Below are 16,080 nucleotides of genomic sequence, written 5' to 3' on the forward strand. Positions count from 1 at the left end.
GAGTCACGACGTGCCGCCCACCCCGGGAGGTGAGCGGCACGTCGTGACTCCTCGACCAGGGGAGACGGTAGTCGGGCGCGGCGCGGCGAGGACGGCGCGGGTCAGTCCTCTGCGGGGATCAGCAGGGCGACGGGGTACATGTCGAGCACGTCGGCGAGTCGCAGGCGACCGCCCTCGTGACGGCGACCCGTGAGGACGTCGCGATACCCGCCTCCTGCGGTCAGGACCTCGGTGTCGTCCCAGCCGCCGGCCTGCTCGAGGGAGACGGGGAGGCGCGTGGCGATCGCGATCGCGCCCCCGCGATCGACGGCGACGGCGGAGACGGCCTGCTCGCCGAACACCGGCAGCGCGGCGTAGCGGGTGAACAGGTCGGGTCGGTCGCGACGCAGCGTCAGGGCGCGATGCGTGACGAGCAGCTTCGCCGCGCCCGTGTCGTCGACCGGGGGAGTCGCGCCCGAGCGGATCGCCTCGAGGTAGAGACGACGCAGATCGAAGTCGACCGGGCGACGGTTGTCGGGGTCGACGAGCGAGAAGTCCCACAGCTCGCCGCCCTGGTAGACGTCGGGGCTGCCCGGCCCGATCAGCTGCATCAGCGTGACGCCGAGCGAGTTGCTGTACCCGGGTTCGCGGAGGACGTCGACGATGCGCTCGACCTCGTGCCGCACCTCCTCGTCGTCGAACACGGCGTCGACGGCCGCGTGCATGCGCTCTTCGAAGGCCTCGGCTTCGTCGGTGCGGTCGGTCCAGGTGGTCGACGAACCGGCCTCGCGGGAGGCCTTCTCGGCGTAGGCGTGCAGGCGCTCGCGCGACGCGGGCCACGAACCGACGACCGTCTGCCAGAGGATGTTCTCGAACGGCCCGTCGCCCATCGGCGCCAGGTCGCGGAGGCGCTGCAGGGTCGCGGCCCATTCGTGCGCGACCTCGGAGAGCACCGAGATGCGCGCCCGCACGTCGGCGCTGCGCTTCGTGTCGTGCGTCGACAGGGTCGTCATGCCGAAGGGGCGCTCGGCGAGGCGGCCCTGCTGGCGGGCGTGGAACTGCGCGGGAGTCACCGAGAACTCGCTGGGGTCGGCGCCCACCTCGGTCAGCGTCGCCAGGCGGCTGTAGCGATAGAACGCCGTGTCTTCGACGCCCTTCGCCATCACCATGCCGCTGGTCTGCTGGAACCGCACCGATGCCGGGTGCGTCTCGTCGCGCAGCACGGCGACGACCCGCTCGACGGCGTCTGCGAGGTCGGGGCGGTGCCGCGTCGCGACGGCCGCGGCCTCGGTCAGCTGCTCGGAGCCCTGCGGGAGGTAGCTGCGGTAGACGGGGAACGCCGCCGCCAGCTCGGCCAGGGCGTCGACGACCTCGGGGTCGACGGCGCCGCCGCCCGCGATCAGGCGCGCGAGGCGGTTGATCTCGCTGCCGAGGATGCCGTCGGCGATGCCGCGCTTGGTGCCCAGGATCATCTCGTGCCAGTCGACCGCCTCGTCGCCGGTCGACTCGTCGGCACCGGCCGCGCGCTCGTCGGCGTCGACGCCGGTCGCACGGCGGAGGCGCGAGTCGAGCCCGTCGAGCGCCGCGGCGCCGCTCGGGTCGACGAACAGCCGGTCGAGGTCGGCGAGGGTGTCGTACCCGGTGGTGCCCGCGGTGGCCCAGTCTTCGGGGAGGCGCTCGTCGCCTTCGAGGATCTTCTCGACCAGCACGTGCGCACGACCCGTGAGGGCGGCCAGGCGGTCGAGGTAGCCCTTGGGGTCGGCCAGGCCGTCGGGGTGGTCGACCCGGAGGCCGTCGACGAGCCCGTCACGGAACCACCGCCCGATCTCGACGTGGGACTCGTCGAAGACGCGCCCCTCTTCGACCCGGATGCCGGCGAGGGTGTTCACCGCGAAGAAGCGGCGGTAGTTGAGGTCGGAGTCGGCGCGCTTCCAGTGCACGAGCTCGTAGTTCTGCCGCGCGTGGACGGCGGCGGCGTCGTCGCCGTCGCCTCGCGTGCCCGGGGCGATCGGGTACACGTTGTCGTAGTAGTGCAGCTCGTCGCCCTCGACGGAGAGGCCCTCGATGGACCCGTCGGCCGCCGCGGGCTCGCCGAGCACCGGCAGCAGCACCTTGTCGCCGCCGGCCGCCCAGTCGACGTCGAACGCGTCGGCGTAGCGGGACTCGCGGCCGTGGGTGAGGAGGTCCCACCACCAGACGCTGGACTTCGGCGTCGCGACGCCGACGTGGTTGGGGACGATGTCGACGAGCACGCCGAGGCCGTGCACGTGCGCGCGGTCGGAGAGCGTGTGCAGCCCCACCTCGCCGCCCCGCGCGGGGTCGACCCGGCTGTGGTCGACGACGTCGTAGCCGTGGTCGCTGCCCGGCTCGGCCTCGAGCACGGGCGACAGGTAGACCCAGTCGGCCCCGAGGTCCCGGAGGTAGGGGACGACGTCGGCCGCGGCGAACAGATCGAAGGAGGCGCGGATCTGCAGGCGGTACGTCGAATGCGGGTGTCGGGTCGAGTCGTTTCGGGTCACTGGTCTTCCTCGGCCGTGGCTCGGAGGACGACGAGCGAGCGACCCACCACGGGGAGTCGGTCGCCGGCTCGCAGTGCGGTGGGCGCCTGCGGTGTCGAGGGGGGCTGGACGGTGGTGGCGGCGCGGGTGGCCGCCGGCGTGCGGGGCGCGGCGTTGGCCGGCGGCGGCGGCACGTCGACGGTGCTGTCGACGACGACCTCCCAGCCCTCGGCGTACTCGTCGGGCGGCAGCACGAAGGTGACCGTGTCGGCGCTGGCGTTGAAGTAGAGGACGAAGTTGACGTCGGTGATGCGACCGCCGCGGGCGTCACGACCGCGGATGCCGTCGCCGTTCAGGAACATGCCGATCGCCTTGGCGTACGACTCGTTCCACTCGCCCTCCTGCATGGCGTCACCCTCGGTGGTCAGCCAGACGATGTCGGGCAGGGGCTCGCCCTCGCCGCGGGTGACCGGTCGGCCGTTGAAGTAGCGCTGACGACGGAACGTCGGGTGGTCGTGCCGCAGCTTGATGACCTCGGCGACGAACTCGATCAGATCGCGGTCCGCGCTGTCCCAGTCGATCCAGCTGAGCTCGTTGTCCTGCGCGTAGGTGTTGTTGTTGCCCTTCTGCGTGCGACCGAGCTCGTCGCCGTGCAGCAGCATCGGGACGCCCTGGCTGAGCAGCAGCGTGGCCAGGAAGCTGCGCTGGCGCTGCTCGCGGAGCGCGCGGACGGCGCCGTCGTCCGTCTCGCCCTCGACGCCCGAGTTCCACGAGCGGTTGTGGCTCTCGCCGTCGTTGCCGTCTTCGCCGTTGGCGTCGTTCTGCTTGTCGTTGTAGCTGACCAGGTCGCGCATCGTGAAGCCGTCGTGGGCCGTGACGAAGTTGATGCTCGCCACCGGGCGGCGGCCGTCGCGCTCGTACAGGTCGGCCGAACCGGTGATCCGGCTGGCGAACTCGCCGAGGGTCGAGGGCTCGCCGCGCCAGAAGTCGCGGACGGTGTCGCGGTACTTGCCGTTCCACTCCGTCCACTGCGGCGGGAAGTTGCCCACCTGGTACCCGCCGGGGCCGACGTCCCACGGCTCGGCGATCAGCTTCACCTGCGACACGATGGGATCCTGCTGCACGAGCTCGAAGAAGGTCGACAGCCGGTCGACCTCGTAGAACTCGCGGGCCAGCGACGCAGCGAGGTCGAAGCGGAAGCCGTCGACGTGCATCTCGGTGACCCAGTACCGCAGGCTGTCCATGATCAGCTGCAGCGAGTGCGGGTGACGGACGTTCAGGCTGTTGCCGGTGCCCGTGTAGTCCATGTAGTAGGTCTTGTCGTCGTCCATCAGCCGGTAGTACGCGGCGTTGTCGATGCCCTTGAACGACAGGGTCGGCCCGAGGTGGTTGCCCTCGGCCGTGTGGTTGTACACGACGTCTATGATGACCTCGATGCCGGCCTGGTGCAGCACCCGCACCATGGTCTTGAACTCCTGCACCTGCTGACCGATGTCGCCCGTGGCCGAGTACGCGGCGTGCGGGGCGAAGAAGCCGATGGTGTTGTAGCCCCAGTAGTTGCTGAGGCCCTTCTCGAGCAGCGTGTTGTCTTGCACGAACTGGTGCACGGGCATCAGCTCGAGCGTCGTGATGCCGAGCTTCTTGAGGTGGTCGATGATCGCCGGGTGCGCGACGCCGGCGTAGGTGCCCCGCTCGTCCTCCGGGATGTCGGGATGGGTCTGGGTCAGCCCCTTGACGTGAGCCTCGTAGATCACCGTCTCGTCGTAGCTGTACCGCGGGGCGCGGTCGCCCTGCCAGTCGAAGAACGGGTTGATCACGACGCCGAGCATCATGTGCGGGCCCGAGTCCTTGTCGTTGCGCGAGTCGGGGTCGCCGAAGTCGTACGCGAACAGCGCTTCGTCCCAGTCGATCTCGCCGCAGGTCGCCTTGGCGTAAGGGTCGAGCAGCAACTTGTTCGGGTTCGCGCGAGAGCCCGAGGCGGGGTCGTACTCGCCGTGCACGCGGTAGCCGTAGCGCTGGCCGGGCTGCACCGTGGGGAGATAACCGTGCCAGACGTACGCGTCGACCTCTCGCAGATCGACCTGCGTCTCGACCCCGGCGTCGTCGAACAGACAGAGGACCACACGCGTGGCGGCCTCGCTGAAGATCGCGAAATTCGTTCCGCTGCCGTCGTAGGTCGCGCCGAGTGGGTAGGGATTGCCGGGCCAGGTATGCATCGAACCTCCGATTGGGACCCGCTCAGCCTACGGGCGAACGGGGAGGGCGTCCGGCCCCGTGCGACGCGTACGGTGGCGACCATGTCGAACATCGTCGTTCCCACCCGCCCGACCCGCGCCTCCTCGGCCATCGCCCCGACGGGAGGGCGCTCGTGAAGATCGTCGTGCTCGGCGCCACCGGCCACGTCGGCGGCTACCTCGTCCCCCGGCTGGTGTCGACCGGCCACGAGGTGGTCGCGGTGAGTCGTGGCACGTCCGAGCCGTACCGCGCCCACGCCGCCTGGGGCTCCGTCGAACGGGTCGTGCTCGACCGCGACGCCGCCGAGGCCGACGGCACGTTCGGTGCGCAGGTGGCCGCGCTCGAGGCCGACGTCGTCGTCGACATGATCTGCTTCACCGTCGACAGCGCCACGCATCTGCTCGACGCGCTGCGCGGGACGGGGACCGCACTGGTCAGCTGCGGGACGATCTGGGTGCACGGCCCGGCGGTCGAGGTGCCCATCACCGAGGAGGCGCGTCGGACGCCGTCCGGCGAGTACGGCACGCAGAAGGCCGCCATCGAGGAGCTGCTGCTGCGCGAGTCGCGGCGACCCGGCGGCGTGCAGTCGACGGTGCTCCACCCGGGCCACATCACCGGACCGGGCTGGCCCATGATCAACCCGCAGGGCAACCTCGACCTCGGCGTGTGGGAGGCGCTCGCCGCGGGCCGCGAGGTCGTGCTGCCCGACCAGGGGTCCGCGACCGTGCACCACGTGCACGCCGACGACGTCGCACAGGCGTTCCAGCTCGCGGTCGACCGGTTCGGCCAGGCGGCCGGCGAGGCGTTCCACGTCGTCTCGGACCGCGCGGTCTCCCTGCGGGGCCTCGCCGAGGCCGTCGCGCGGGAGTACGGGCAGGAGGCGCGGCTCCGCTTCGTCCCGTTCGACGAGTTCCGCACGGTGGTCTCGGACGAGGCGGGCGACGCCTCGTGGCAGCACGCGTGGCGCAGCCACTCGATGAGCATCGAGAAGGCGCGTCGGCTGCTCGGCTACGCGCCGCGGTACACGACCGTCGAGGCCGTCGTCGAGGGGCTCGAGTGGCTGGCTGCCGACGGGCGGCTGACGCTGCGCTGAACGCGCTCGCGCCCGCACCCCTGTCGAGGTGCGGGCGCGACCGGGCGGGATGTCAGCGCGTGGTCACCGCCGCCAGCGCGTCGACGACGCCCTCGCCGAAGTAGCCGTTGTCGGCGACCGTGCCGGTGCAGGCCACGACGCCGGCGGGGCAGGCCGTGTCGGTGGCCTGCTTCTCGAGCAGACGCGTCAGCTCGGTGCCCTGGGCCTTCGGGTGCGTGGACTTCAGCAGGGCGAGCACGCCGGCGACGTGCGGCGAGGCCATCGACGTGCCGGACTTCGTGCCGTAGCCGCCGTCGAGCACGGTCGAGAGGATCGCCGAACCCGGGGCGGCGACGTCGATGACGCCCTCGCCGTAGTTCGAGAAGCTCGACTTCGCGCCCGCCGAGGTGGTCGACGACACGGTCACGACGCCGTCGAGCTCGGTCGGGATGTCTTCGCAGCCGGCGTCGATCTGCCGCACGACGGGGGTCGTGTCGTTCGGGCTGGCGTCGTCGACGGTCTTGTTCGCGAGGTCGATCGACGAGTTGCCGGCGGCGGCGACGTTCACGACGCCCTTCTTCTTCTGCGTGTACTGCACGGCCCGGTCGACGCTCGTCTTGACGGCGAGCTGGTCGATGTCGGAGTCGCACCAGAACTGCCATGGGTCGACGTAGTAGCTGTTGTTGGTGATGGACGCGCCGGTCGAGGCGGCGTACATGAAGCCGCAGATGGCCGCCTCGGGGTAGATGAAGCCGTCGTCGCTGACGACCTTGACGGCCGAGATGCGCACACCGGGCGCGACGCCGACGATGCCGACGCCGTTGCGGGCGGCGGCGATCGTGCCGGCCACATGCGTGCCGTGATCGCTCGTCGTGGGCTGCCAGGCGTCGTACGACCGGTCGGGCGTGCCGGCGAGGCAGCCCGCCGAGGCGCGGGTGTCGATGTTCGGCTGCAGGTCGGGGTGGTCGCCCTCGATGCCCGAGTCGAGCACGGCGACGAGCACCTTCCGGCTGCCGTCGGTGATCTGGTGCGCCTGGTCGGCCTTGATCGCCTTGTTGTCCCACTGCTGGGCCTCGAGCGGGTCGGCGACGACGGTGGTCTGCGCTTCGAGTCGCCGCTCGGGCGAGGCGGCGTCGGCGCGGCCCGGCTTCCCGGGCCTGCCCGGCTTCCCGTGCCCCGGTCCGTGGCCGGTGCCGGGGGGCGTGACGCCCACGCCGAAGGTCGGGTCGGTCTCGGCGACCGGTGCCGTGCGGGTCGCGCCGACCGAGTCGACGCCGCGGGTGGCCCGCAGGGACGCGGCGAAGTTCGCGTTGTCGGACTGCGCCACGATCACGCCGATCTCGTCGTATGCGGCGATCACCGCGCCTCCGGCCGTTCCGACGGCCCTCTCGATCTTGTCGACCTGACCGCGGTTCGCCTTCTCGACGTTGACCGTGTAGTTCATCAGCGGCCCGGCGACGACGGGGAGCGTCGGCGTGACCGGCTTGCCGGCCGGCGCGGACGCAGGAGGCGCGGCGAACGCGACCCCGGAACCGACGGCGGTCAGACCGAGGGCGAGCGAGGCGGTGAGACAGGTGGCGAGCACGCGACGGCGTGCGCTGCGGGGGTTCTTCGGGAAGGACATCGGACTCCTCGTCGGGCGCCGGCGGGTCGGCGCACCTTTGATAGGGAAATCTAAGGTTCCCGGCGGCGTCGCGCAGCGGGCACTTCGCGGGACCGGAGTTGTCCCCCATCCGGGGCACGGAGGCCGAGGAGGCGCGGCGCACCCGGGCGCGCCCGCCCGCGCTATGCTCATCGCACAACACACGGGAGTCCGGTGAGCCGGGCTGAGAGGAAGCGAACCACGCTTCGACCGTCGAACCTGATCCGGATCATGCCGGCGCAGGGAGGAGATCACATGTCTGTCCGCACGTCCACCACCGGTCGCGAGGCCGCCACCGCGACGAAGGCCCCGGCGAGGCGCTGGCGCGTCGTCGACATCGTCGTCGCCAGCGTCATCGGCGTCGCCTCGGGAGTCGTCTTCTGGGCCTGGGGCGTCGCCTACTACGGCACCGACGTGCTGCTGAGCTTCTCGGGCGGGTTCCAGGGCATCTTCAACGGGATGTGGCTGTTCGCCGGGGTGCTCGGCGGCATCATCATCCGCAAGCCCGGCGCCGCCGTCTACACCGAGGTGGTCGCCGCGGTCGTGTCGATGCTGATCGGCACGCAGTGGGGGTTCTCGGTGCTGATCTGGGGCATCGTCCAGGGGCTCGCCGCCGAGATCGTGCTCGCGCTGTTCCTCTACAAGTCGTGGCGACTCGGGGTGGTGCTGCTCGCCGGCACGGTCGCCGGTCTCGCCGTCGGCCTGATGGACATCACGTTCTCGTCGACCGCCGCGGCGCTCGCACCCGAACGGCAGTTCGTCTACGTCGCCTCGTCGATCGTGTCGGGTCTCGTCATCGCCGGGTTCCTCTCGTGGCTCGCCGCTCGAGGGCTCGCCCGCAGCGGCGCTCTGAACCGCTTCGCCTCCGGTCGGACGACCGAGACCCTGGTCTAGCGGGGCGCGGGCGTGGCGTCGGTGCCCGCACCGGGCGGGGCCCGCGTGACGGCCCACGGGTGGGGCTGGCGGCACGCGGGGCGGCGCGCCCGCGCGGTCTCGGGCCTCGACCTCGACATCGAGCCGGGCGAGAAGGTGCTGCTGCTCGGAGCCTCCGGTGCCGGCAAGTCGACGCTGCTCGCCGGTCTGGCCGGGGTGCTGGGCGGCGACGAGGACGGCGACGCCGAGGGCGCGCTGCTCGTCGACGGGCGGCCGCCCGCCTCGCAGCGCGGGCGCGTCGGACTCGTGCTGCAGGACCCGGACTCGCAGGTGGTGCTCGCCCGCGTGGGCGACGACGTTGCCTTCGGCTGTGAGAACCTCGCCGTGCCGCGCGAAGAGATCTGGCGCCGGGTGCACGAGTCGCTCGACGCCGTCGGGCTCGACCTGCCGCTCGCCGCCTCGACCTCCGAGCTCAGCGGCGGTCAGAAGCAGCGTCTGGCGCTCGCCGGCGCGTTGGCGATGCGACCCGGGCTGCTCCTCCTCGACGAGCCCACCGCGAACCTCGACCCGGTCGGCGTCGTCGAGGTGCGTGACGCCGTGGCCCGGGTCGCCGAGGCGACGGGGGCCACGCTGGTCGTGGTCGAGCACCGCGTCTCGGTGTGGCTGCCCGTCGTCGATCGCGTCGTCGTGCTCGCCGCCGACGGGGGAGTGCTCGCCGACGGCCGACCCGACGAGGTCCTCCGGGCTCAGCGCGACACGCTGACCGCCGCGGGCGTCTGGGTGCCCGGGGTCGACGTCCCGTCGCCCCCGAGGAGACGGTCGGCCGGCGACACGCTGCTCGAGGCGCACGGACTCGCCGTCGGTCGGCGCGGCCCGCGCGGCGCGGCGGTGGCCTCCGACGTCGGTCTGTCGGTCGTCGCCGGTCGAGCGCTGGCCGTGACGGGGCCGAACGGCGCCGGCAAGTCGACGCTCTCCCTCACCGTGGCGGGTCTCCTGCCACCGGTGGCCGGTCGGCTCGTCGCGTCGCCGGCGCTGGCGGGCGACGCCGGGCCGTCGCCCGTGCGGTGGCGACCGCGCCAGCTGCTGACCCGCATCGGCACGGTCTTCCAGGATCCGGAGCACCAGTTCCTCTCGACGACGCTGCGGCGCGAACTGGCCGTGGGGCCGCGGGCTCTGGGCGTCCCCGCCGCCGAGATCGATCGCCGGGTCGACGCGCTGCTCGAGCGCCTGCGCCTCGACCACCTCGCCGCGGCGAACCCGTTCACGCTCTCCGGCGGGGAGAAGCGCCGGCTGTCCGTCGCGACGATCCTGGCCTCCCGGCCATCGGTGCTCGTGCTCGACGAGCCCACCTTCGGTCAGGACGCCCGCACCTGGCGCGAGCTCGTGACATTCCTCGCCGAGCTGCTCGACGACGGCCGGGCGGTCGTCACGGTGACGCACGACGCCGATCTCGTGGCGGCCCTGGCCGACGACGTCCTCGACCTGCCGGCCGGCTCGGCGACGGGCCCCGCGTCGACCGGCCCCGCAGCGGCCGGCCCCGCGGCGTCCCGTGGGGGGTCGTCGTGAGCATCCTGACCACCATCGAGACCACCGGCGTCGTGGGCCGCGTCAACCCCGTCGCGAAGCTGCTGGCCGCCCTCGTCATCGCCGTCGTGCTGCTGCTCTCGATCGACTGGGTCTCGGCGGGGACGGCGCTCGCCCTCGAGCTGATGCTCCTGCCCTGGGCGGGGCTGTCGGCCCGCCAGCTCGCCGTCCGCACCTTCCCGCTCTGGATCGCCGCCCCCTCCTCGGTGCTGGTGACCGCGGTCTACGGTCGCGACGGAGGCGCCGTCCTGATCGACTGGTGGGTGGTGTCGGTCACCGAGGGGTCGCTGTCCCTGGCGGCCGCGATCGGCCTCCGCATCCTCGCCGTCGGCATCCCGGGCATCGTCCTCCTGGCGACCACCGACCCCACCGACCTGGCCGACGGTCTAGGCCAGGTGCTCCGCCTCCCGGCCCGGTTCGTGCTGGGCGCGCTCGCCGGTCTCCGTCTCGTGGGCCTGTTCATGGACGACTGGCGTCAGCTGGCCCTGGCCCGCCGGGCGCGCGGCGTCGCCGACTCGGGCGGTCCGATCGGGGCCCTCCGACGGTTCGGGCAGCAGGCCTTCGCCCTGCTCGTGCTGTCGGTCCGCCGCGGCAGCAAGCTCGCGACCGCGATGGAGGCCAAGGGCTTCGGCTCGGACGAGCCCCGCACCTGGGCCCGCCCGTCGGTGTTCGCCGGGCGCGACGTCGTGCTCGTCGGTCTCGGCGTCGCGGTGGCCGCGATCGCCGTGACGGCCGCCGTCGCCGCCTCGACCTGGTCGTTCGTCCTTGCCTGACCGCGTCGACGCCCTGACCGAGCGCATCCTGCAGCACACCGAGGAGGCGCGGGTCGCCGACCAGCCCGCCGTCGTCCTGATCGACGGTCGCTCCGGTTCGGGCAAGACGACGCTGTCACGCCGACTGTCCGACGCCTGGCCCGCACACCTCGGTCCCGTCCGCCTCGTCCACCTCGACGACGTCTACCCGGGTTGGCACGGACTCGAGGCGGCGTCGGAGGCCGTGCCGACGACGATCCTGCGGGGGACGCCGCGCGGCTGGCGGCGGTGGGACTGGCAGCTGGACCGACCGGGGGAGTGGGCGGCCCTCGACCCGGCCGTCTCGGTGATCGTGGAGGGTGCGGGGTCGGTGACCCGCGCCTCCTCGGCTCTGGCCACGACGCGGGTCTGGCTCGAGCTCGATCGCGACGAGCGACGACGCCGGGCGCTCGCGCGCGACGGAGCCGCCTACGAGCCGTGGTGGGACGTCTGGGCCGAGCAGGAGGAGCGGCATCTGGCCCGGCACGCGCCCCGGACGCTCGCCGACATCGTCGTCGACGCGTAGGCGTAGGCGCGGGCGCGATCGACCCGGGGCGGCCGACCTGGCGCGATCGGCTCACACGCGTTAGCCTTTCCGAGGCCAGTGCATGAATGCCCTGGTCTCATGAGAGTGGGTGGCATGTGAGTACTTCGGATTCCGGTGGACGATACGGCAGTCGACGACTGTTCCTCGCCGCGGGCGCGACCGCCGCGGCGGCGGCGCTCGTCCTCGACGGCGGGGGAGCCGCACCCGCCGTCGCAGCCGGCCAGACCGACGTCGACGACCCGCACATCGCGGTCGACGTGAAGCGCATCGGGGCGCGCGGCGACGGGCGCACGAACGACACCGTGGCGTTCCAGCAGGCCCTCGATCTCGCCGCCAAGGTGCGCGGTCGCGTCGTGGTGCCGGCCGGCGCGTACCTGATCGACTCCGTCTCGGTGCCGATGCTCGTCAAGATCCAGGGGCTGGGCTCCGACATCAGCCGGTACGGGTCGGGGACGAGCGGCGGGGTCAACCTGCGCCACCTGCCCACGTCGACCGCGCCGATGGTCGTGGTGACGGGCCCGGGCACGACCCTCGAGGGGCTGACCCTGCAGGGCAACGGATCGGATGCCCCGCTGCTGCGGGTCGACAACGGATTCGAGTCGCGCTTCGACCGGGTGCACCTCGCCAACGTGGCGGGCACGGCTCTGCTCGCCCAGCGGGTCAACAACGCGTTCTGGTCGGATGTCTTCGTCAACAACTGCGGCACGGAGACCGACGCCGCGATGGTGGTCAGATCGCCGCCGGCCGAGATGAGCCTGACGAACTCGAACACGCTCACCTGCGTCGACCTGACCATCGAAGGCAGCCCCGGGCCCGCGCTCGACCTCGGCTGGGGAGCGTCGGGCGAGCACTTCGTCGAGTTCGTGCGACTCGTCGCCCCTCACATCGAGGCGCTGCAGACCGGTTCCGCGCCGGAGGCGGTGGTCCGGGTGGGGAACGTCCGTCACGTCGAGCTCGTCAGCCCGTTCCTCTACGGCGGCGGCGGGCCCCTGATCGAGCATCGGCGGCAGCGCCCGCGCGGTGTCGTGCTCGAAGGGGGGATCCGCGTGGTGGGCGGTGCGCTGCTCGGCGTCGACCCGGCGAAGGCGACGGCGAACGATCATCTCGTGCGCCTGACGGACGGCGACGACTTCGCCTTGATCGGCACCCGACTCGGTCGCTTCACCGGGGCGGCCGTCGCCGTCGGGGCCGGTTACGGCGCGAACGTGATGATCGATCCGACCACGCGCATCCAGCTGTCGACGGGGGCTTCGCCGGTGCGTGACGAGCGGCCCGCTCGGGCGCTGCCCGTCTGGGGCTGGCCCGGCGGCGTCGCGACGGCGACGGACGTCGAGGTCGGCCGCCATCTGCTCGCGGGGCGCTCGACCGCGCCGACGGCTCAGCCGCTGCCGGCGGCTGCGCTCGGCTCATCGGCGGTGACGATCGGCGGCGGCGACGCGGCGGGCTCGGTGCGGTTCACGCCCGGGGCGGCCGCGAAGGCGGGGCCGCAGGTGCGCCTGCGGTTCGCCGCGTCGTTCGCGACCCCGCCGACGGTCGTGCTGACGGCTCAGTCCGCGGCGGCAGCATGGTGTCGCCCCTACGTGTCGGTCACGAAAGACCACGTCGACGTGTGCGTGGTCGAGCCGTTGCCGGTCGCCCAGCGTGGCGAGGTAGTGTTCGGGTACCAGGTGGTCGGCTGATCCGCAGGCCGCAGGCCGCAGGCCTCAGGCCGCAGGGGGCGTCAGGCCCAGCCGAGCTCGTGCAGCTGCTCGTCGTCGATGCCGTAGAAGTGGGCGATCTCGTGCACGAGCGTGACGTGGATCTCGTCGGCCAGCGCCTCCTCGTCGTCCACGGCGGCCAGGTGCGGCTCGCGGTAGAGGATGATGCGGTCGGGCAGCTCGCCGAAGCCGTACTGGCCCCGTTCGGTCAGGGCGACCCCGTCGTACAGGCCGAGAAGGTCGAGCGAGCCGTCTTCGGGGCGGTCTTCGGTGACGAAGACGATGTTGTCGAGCCCGTCGACCATGTCGTCGGGCAGCAGATCGAGCTGATCGACGACCATCTCGTCGAAGCGCTCGGCGCTGATCGCGGCCGGGTCGATCCCCGACGGCCCGTCGTCGTCCAGTCGGTGCGGTTCGTCCACGCGCCTACTCTCGCACGCCCCGTCCGTCGACCCCTGGGCGCACGAAGAAGCCCCGCCACGAGGGCGGGGCTTCTTCGTCTCATCAGGGTGAGTAACGGGGCTTGAACCCGCGGCCTCCTAGACCACAACCAGGCGCTCTACCAGCTGAGCTATACCCACCATGTGCACTCGCCGAAGCGGTTGCAACGAGAAGACTCTACTACAGCCTGGAGGCCCATTCGTCCACGACGGTCTTCGAGATCGCCTGCACCTCTTCGGTGGTGGGCCCGGGCTCGGAGACGAAGCCGGCACGGCGGTAGTACTCCAGCTCGCGGATCGACTCGAGGATGTCGGCGAGGGCCCGGTGGCCGCCGTTCTTCTGCGGGGCGTTGAAGTACACGCGGGGGAACCAGCGCCGGGCGAGCTCCTTGATCGACGACACGTCGATGCTCCGGTAGTGCAGGTGACCGTCGACGCGCGGCATGTACTTCGCGAGGAACGCGCGATCGGTGCCGATGGTGTTGCCGGCGAGCGGCGCCTGCTGCTTCGTGGGCACGTGCTTGAGGATGTACTCGAGCACCTCGAACTCGGCCTCGGCCAGGCTGACGCCGTCCGGGATCTCGTCGATCAGACCCGACGACGTGTGCATCTCGGTGACGAAGTCGCCCATGTTGTCGAGAGCCGACTGATCGGGCTTGATCACGATCGTGAAGCCGGGGTGGACGGGGGTGAGGTCGAAGTCGGTGATCACGACGGCGACCTCGACCAGTTCGTCGACGCTGAGGTCGAGACCGGTCATCTCGCAGTCGATCCAGACCAGACGGTCGTTCGCTGAAGCCATGGGGGGAGTCTAGCCGCGTGGTCGTCGCGCACCGCGCCTCCTCGGGGCCGGTCCACGAGTCGCGACACGCCGCCCGCCTCGAAGGGCGAGCGGCGTGTCGTGACTCCTCGACGGCGGGGGATCCGAGGAGGCGCGGGTCGGCATCTCAGGTCAGGTCGCCCGCCCCGATGGCCTCGGCCTCGACGGCGGCCGGCTCGGGCCCGTCGTCGACGCGACGGAGCGCCTTGCGGGCGGCGACCACCACGACGAGGGCGACGGCGACGCTCGCCGCGGCGAACACGTACGCCGCGCTCGGCGCGATCGTGTCGGCCAGCAGGGTCGCGACCGGAGGCGCCACCGCTCCGCCGAGGAACCTCACGCCCGAGTAGGCGCTCGAGGCGACCGAGCGGGGCAGGTCGGTGGCCTCCATCACCGACTCGGTCAGAACCGTGTTGAGCACGCCGAGCACGAGCCCGCCGACGACGACGCAGACGACCAGGGCCGCAGGGGTGCCGACGACGATCGCCGCGGCGACGAGGTCGAGCGCCAGCAGGGGGAGGGCGATCTTCAGCACCGTGGTGCGCTTCATCCGGGCCGTGAGCATCGGCGCGACCCAGACCGAGGTGACGGCCAGCCCGACGCCCCAGCCGAAGAACGTGAAGCCGATGCCGAGCGCGCCGAAGCCGAGCGGGTAGGGCGTGTAGGCGAGCAGCACGAAGAAGCCGATGTTGTAGAACAGCGCGGTCGCGGCGAGGGCGCCCAGAGCCGGACGGGCCAGGGCACGGAACGGCGCCGAGAGCCTGGTCGGCGTCGGCTTCTCCATCGAGCCGGACTTCAGGAACAGCACGATCGCGATGAACGCGACGGCCATCAAGGTCGTCACGCCGAAGAACGGGCCGCGCCAGCTCACCGAGCCGAGCAGGCCGCCGATCAGCGGTCCGATCGCGATGCCGAGCCCGAGCGCCGCCTCGTACAGGATGATCGCCGAGGCCGTGCCGCCGCTCGCGGCGCCCACGATCGTGGCGAGGGCCGTCGAGATGAAGAGCGCGTTACCGAGCCCCCAGCCGGCACGGAACCCGATGATCGACCCGACGTCGCCGCTCGTGGCTGCGAGCAGGGCGAACACGACGATCAGCGCCAGCCCGATCAGCAGGGTCCTCTTCGCCCCGAGTCGGCTCGAGACGTAGCTGGTGAAGAACATCGCGACCCCGGTGACCGCGAGGTAGCTGGTGAAGAGCAGCTCGGTCTGGGTCGGCGTCGCCCTCAGCGACTCGGCGATCGCGGGCAGGATCGGGTCGACGAGTCCGATGCCCATGAACGCGACGACGCACGCGAACGCGATGGCCCAGACGGCCGTCGGCTGGTGCAGGATGCTCTGCTTCGAGGGATCTGCCGGAGGCACGGTGACGGTGGACGAGGAGGCGCGGCTCATGCGGGCACCGCCTCGGTGCTGACGCGTGTGGCGAGCAGCTGGGCGGCGTGGTCGAGCACGCCCCACTCGGCCTCGTCGAGGTCGGCGAACAGCGCCCCGAGGGCGTCGGCCAGCTCGGCCCGCCAGTCGACGAGGGCGCGGGTGCCCTTGTCGCTGATCGCGATCAGCCAGGCGCGCGAGTCGTCGACGTCGGCGATGCGGTAGACGAGCTCGTCGTCGACGAGCCCGCGGAGGAGCTTCGTCATGGTCGGCTGGCTGACGCGGCTCGCCTTGGCGAGGTCGCCCACCCGCAGGCTGCCGTCGGTCGTGAGGATCGAGAGCGTGCGCCAGACGGCGGGGGAGGTGGTGCGGCCGGTCTCCTGCGCGGCGATGCGCGTCAGGCGATGGGTCGACGTCAGGAGGGATTCCAGGATGTCGGTCGGCTGTGAAGTCATGCCGAGCAGTCTATAGCCAAGCTATATAGCTTGGCTAATCGATCAATGGCGGCGGGCGACGGGCGGCAACCTGGG

General features: G+C 71.9%; 13 protein-coding genes, 1 tRNA gene and 1 riboswitch. Of the genes, 6 read left to right on the top strand and 8 right to left on the bottom strand.

All coding sequences use genetic code 11. The features are described from left to right. Window positions 1-101: 101 nt before the first annotated feature. Complete coding sequence (treY, locus tag ACZZY9_RS13675) at window positions 102-2,498, bottom strand: malto-oligosyltrehalose synthase (protein WP_463464491.1); 2,397 nt, start codon at window positions 2,496-2,498, stop codon at window positions 102-104. After that, complete coding sequence (gene glgX, locus ACZZY9_RS13680) at window positions 2,495-4,693, bottom strand: glycogen debranching protein GlgX (protein ID WP_463464492.1); 2,199 nt, start codon at window positions 4,691-4,693, stop codon at window positions 2,495-2,497. The genes treY and glgX overlap by 4 nt, the downstream gene beginning before the upstream one ends. 152 nt (window positions 4,694-4,845) lie before the next feature. Between glgX and ACZZY9_RS13685 the strand changes: the two genes are divergently transcribed. After that, window positions 4,846-5,805 (top strand): NAD-dependent epimerase/dehydratase family protein, encoded by a 960-nt coding sequence (locus ACZZY9_RS13685; protein WP_463464493.1) that lies wholly within the window; start codon window positions 4,846-4,848, stop codon window positions 5,803-5,805. Between the two features lie 52 nt (window positions 5,806-5,857). On the opposite strand, the gene ACZZY9_RS13690 is transcribed toward ACZZY9_RS13685, so the two are convergent. Beyond that, on the bottom strand, window positions 5,858-7,408 hold the full coding sequence (locus ACZZY9_RS13690; protein ID WP_463464494.1) for a S8 family serine peptidase: 1,551 nt from the start codon (window positions 7,406-7,408) through the stop codon (window positions 5,858-5,860). A 171-nt stretch (window positions 7,409-7,579) separates the two neighbouring features. Further along, a riboswitch (TPP riboswitch) is annotated at window positions 7,580-7,690 on the top strand. Here ACZZY9_RS13690 and ACZZY9_RS13695 point away from each other — a divergent pair. From ACZZY9_RS13695 to ACZZY9_RS13715, 5 genes are all read left to right on the top strand, one after another. Continuing rightward, a complete protein-coding gene (locus tag ACZZY9_RS13695; protein ID WP_463464495.1) occupies window positions 7,682-8,320 on the top strand; it encodes an ECF transporter S component in 639 nt (212 codons plus the stop codon). Its footprint overlaps the riboswitch before it by 9 nt. A 12-nt stretch (window positions 8,321-8,332) precedes the next feature. Next, window positions 8,333-9,865, top strand: coding sequence for an ABC transporter ATP-binding protein (locus ACZZY9_RS13700; RefSeq protein WP_463464496.1), 1,533 nt, complete (start codon window positions 8,333-8,335; stop codon window positions 9,863-9,865). Further along, window positions 9,862-10,656, top strand: coding sequence for an energy-coupling factor transporter transmembrane component T family protein (locus tag ACZZY9_RS13705; RefSeq protein ID WP_463464497.1), 795 nt, complete (start codon window positions 9,862-9,864; stop codon window positions 10,654-10,656). Before ACZZY9_RS13700 ends, ACZZY9_RS13705 begins: the two co-directional genes overlap by 4 nt. Then, complete coding sequence (locus ACZZY9_RS13710) at window positions 10,649-11,200, top strand: nucleoside/nucleotide kinase family protein (protein WP_463464498.1); 552 nt, start codon at window positions 10,649-10,651, stop codon at window positions 11,198-11,200. The genes ACZZY9_RS13705 and ACZZY9_RS13710 overlap by 8 nt, the downstream gene beginning before the upstream one ends. Window positions 11,201-11,316: 116 nt before the next feature. Continuing rightward, on the top strand, window positions 11,317-12,900 hold the full coding sequence (locus ACZZY9_RS13715; protein ID WP_463464499.1) for a glycosyl hydrolase family 28-related protein: 1,584 nt from the start codon (window positions 11,317-11,319) through the stop codon (window positions 12,898-12,900). A 41-nt stretch (window positions 12,901-12,941) separates the two neighbouring features. On the opposite strand, the gene ACZZY9_RS13720 is transcribed toward ACZZY9_RS13715, so the two are convergent. The 5 genes from ACZZY9_RS13720 to ACZZY9_RS13740 all read right to left on the bottom strand — a co-directional run bounded on the left by ACZZY9_RS13720 (window position 12,942) and on the right by ACZZY9_RS13740 (window position 16,005). Then, on the bottom strand, window positions 12,942-13,259 hold the full coding sequence (locus tag ACZZY9_RS13720) for a metallopeptidase family protein (RefSeq protein WP_192060196.1): 318 nt from the start codon (window positions 13,257-13,259) through the stop codon (window positions 12,942-12,944). 167 nt (window positions 13,260-13,426) lie between these two features. After that, a tRNA-His gene (locus ACZZY9_RS13725) sits at window positions 13,427-13,499 on the bottom strand. A gap of 40 nt (window positions 13,500-13,539) precedes the next feature. After that, window positions 13,540-14,160, bottom strand: a complete 621-nt coding sequence (gene orn, locus ACZZY9_RS13730; RefSeq protein WP_463464500.1) for an oligoribonuclease — start codon at window positions 14,158-14,160, stop codon at window positions 13,540-13,542. Between the two features lie 145 nt (window positions 14,161-14,305). Beyond that, a complete protein-coding gene (locus ACZZY9_RS13735) occupies window positions 14,306-15,571 on the bottom strand; it encodes an MFS transporter (protein WP_463464501.1) in 1,266 nt (421 codons plus the stop codon). Continuing rightward, window positions 15,568-16,005, bottom strand: a complete 438-nt coding sequence (locus ACZZY9_RS13740; protein WP_463464502.1) for a MarR family winged helix-turn-helix transcriptional regulator — start codon at window positions 16,003-16,005, stop codon at window positions 15,568-15,570. The genes ACZZY9_RS13735 and ACZZY9_RS13740 overlap by 4 nt, the downstream gene beginning before the upstream one ends. Window positions 16,006-16,080 lie beyond the last annotated feature (75 nt).

The sequence above is a fragment of the Frigoribacterium sp. AC394 genome (assembly GCF_979258095.1).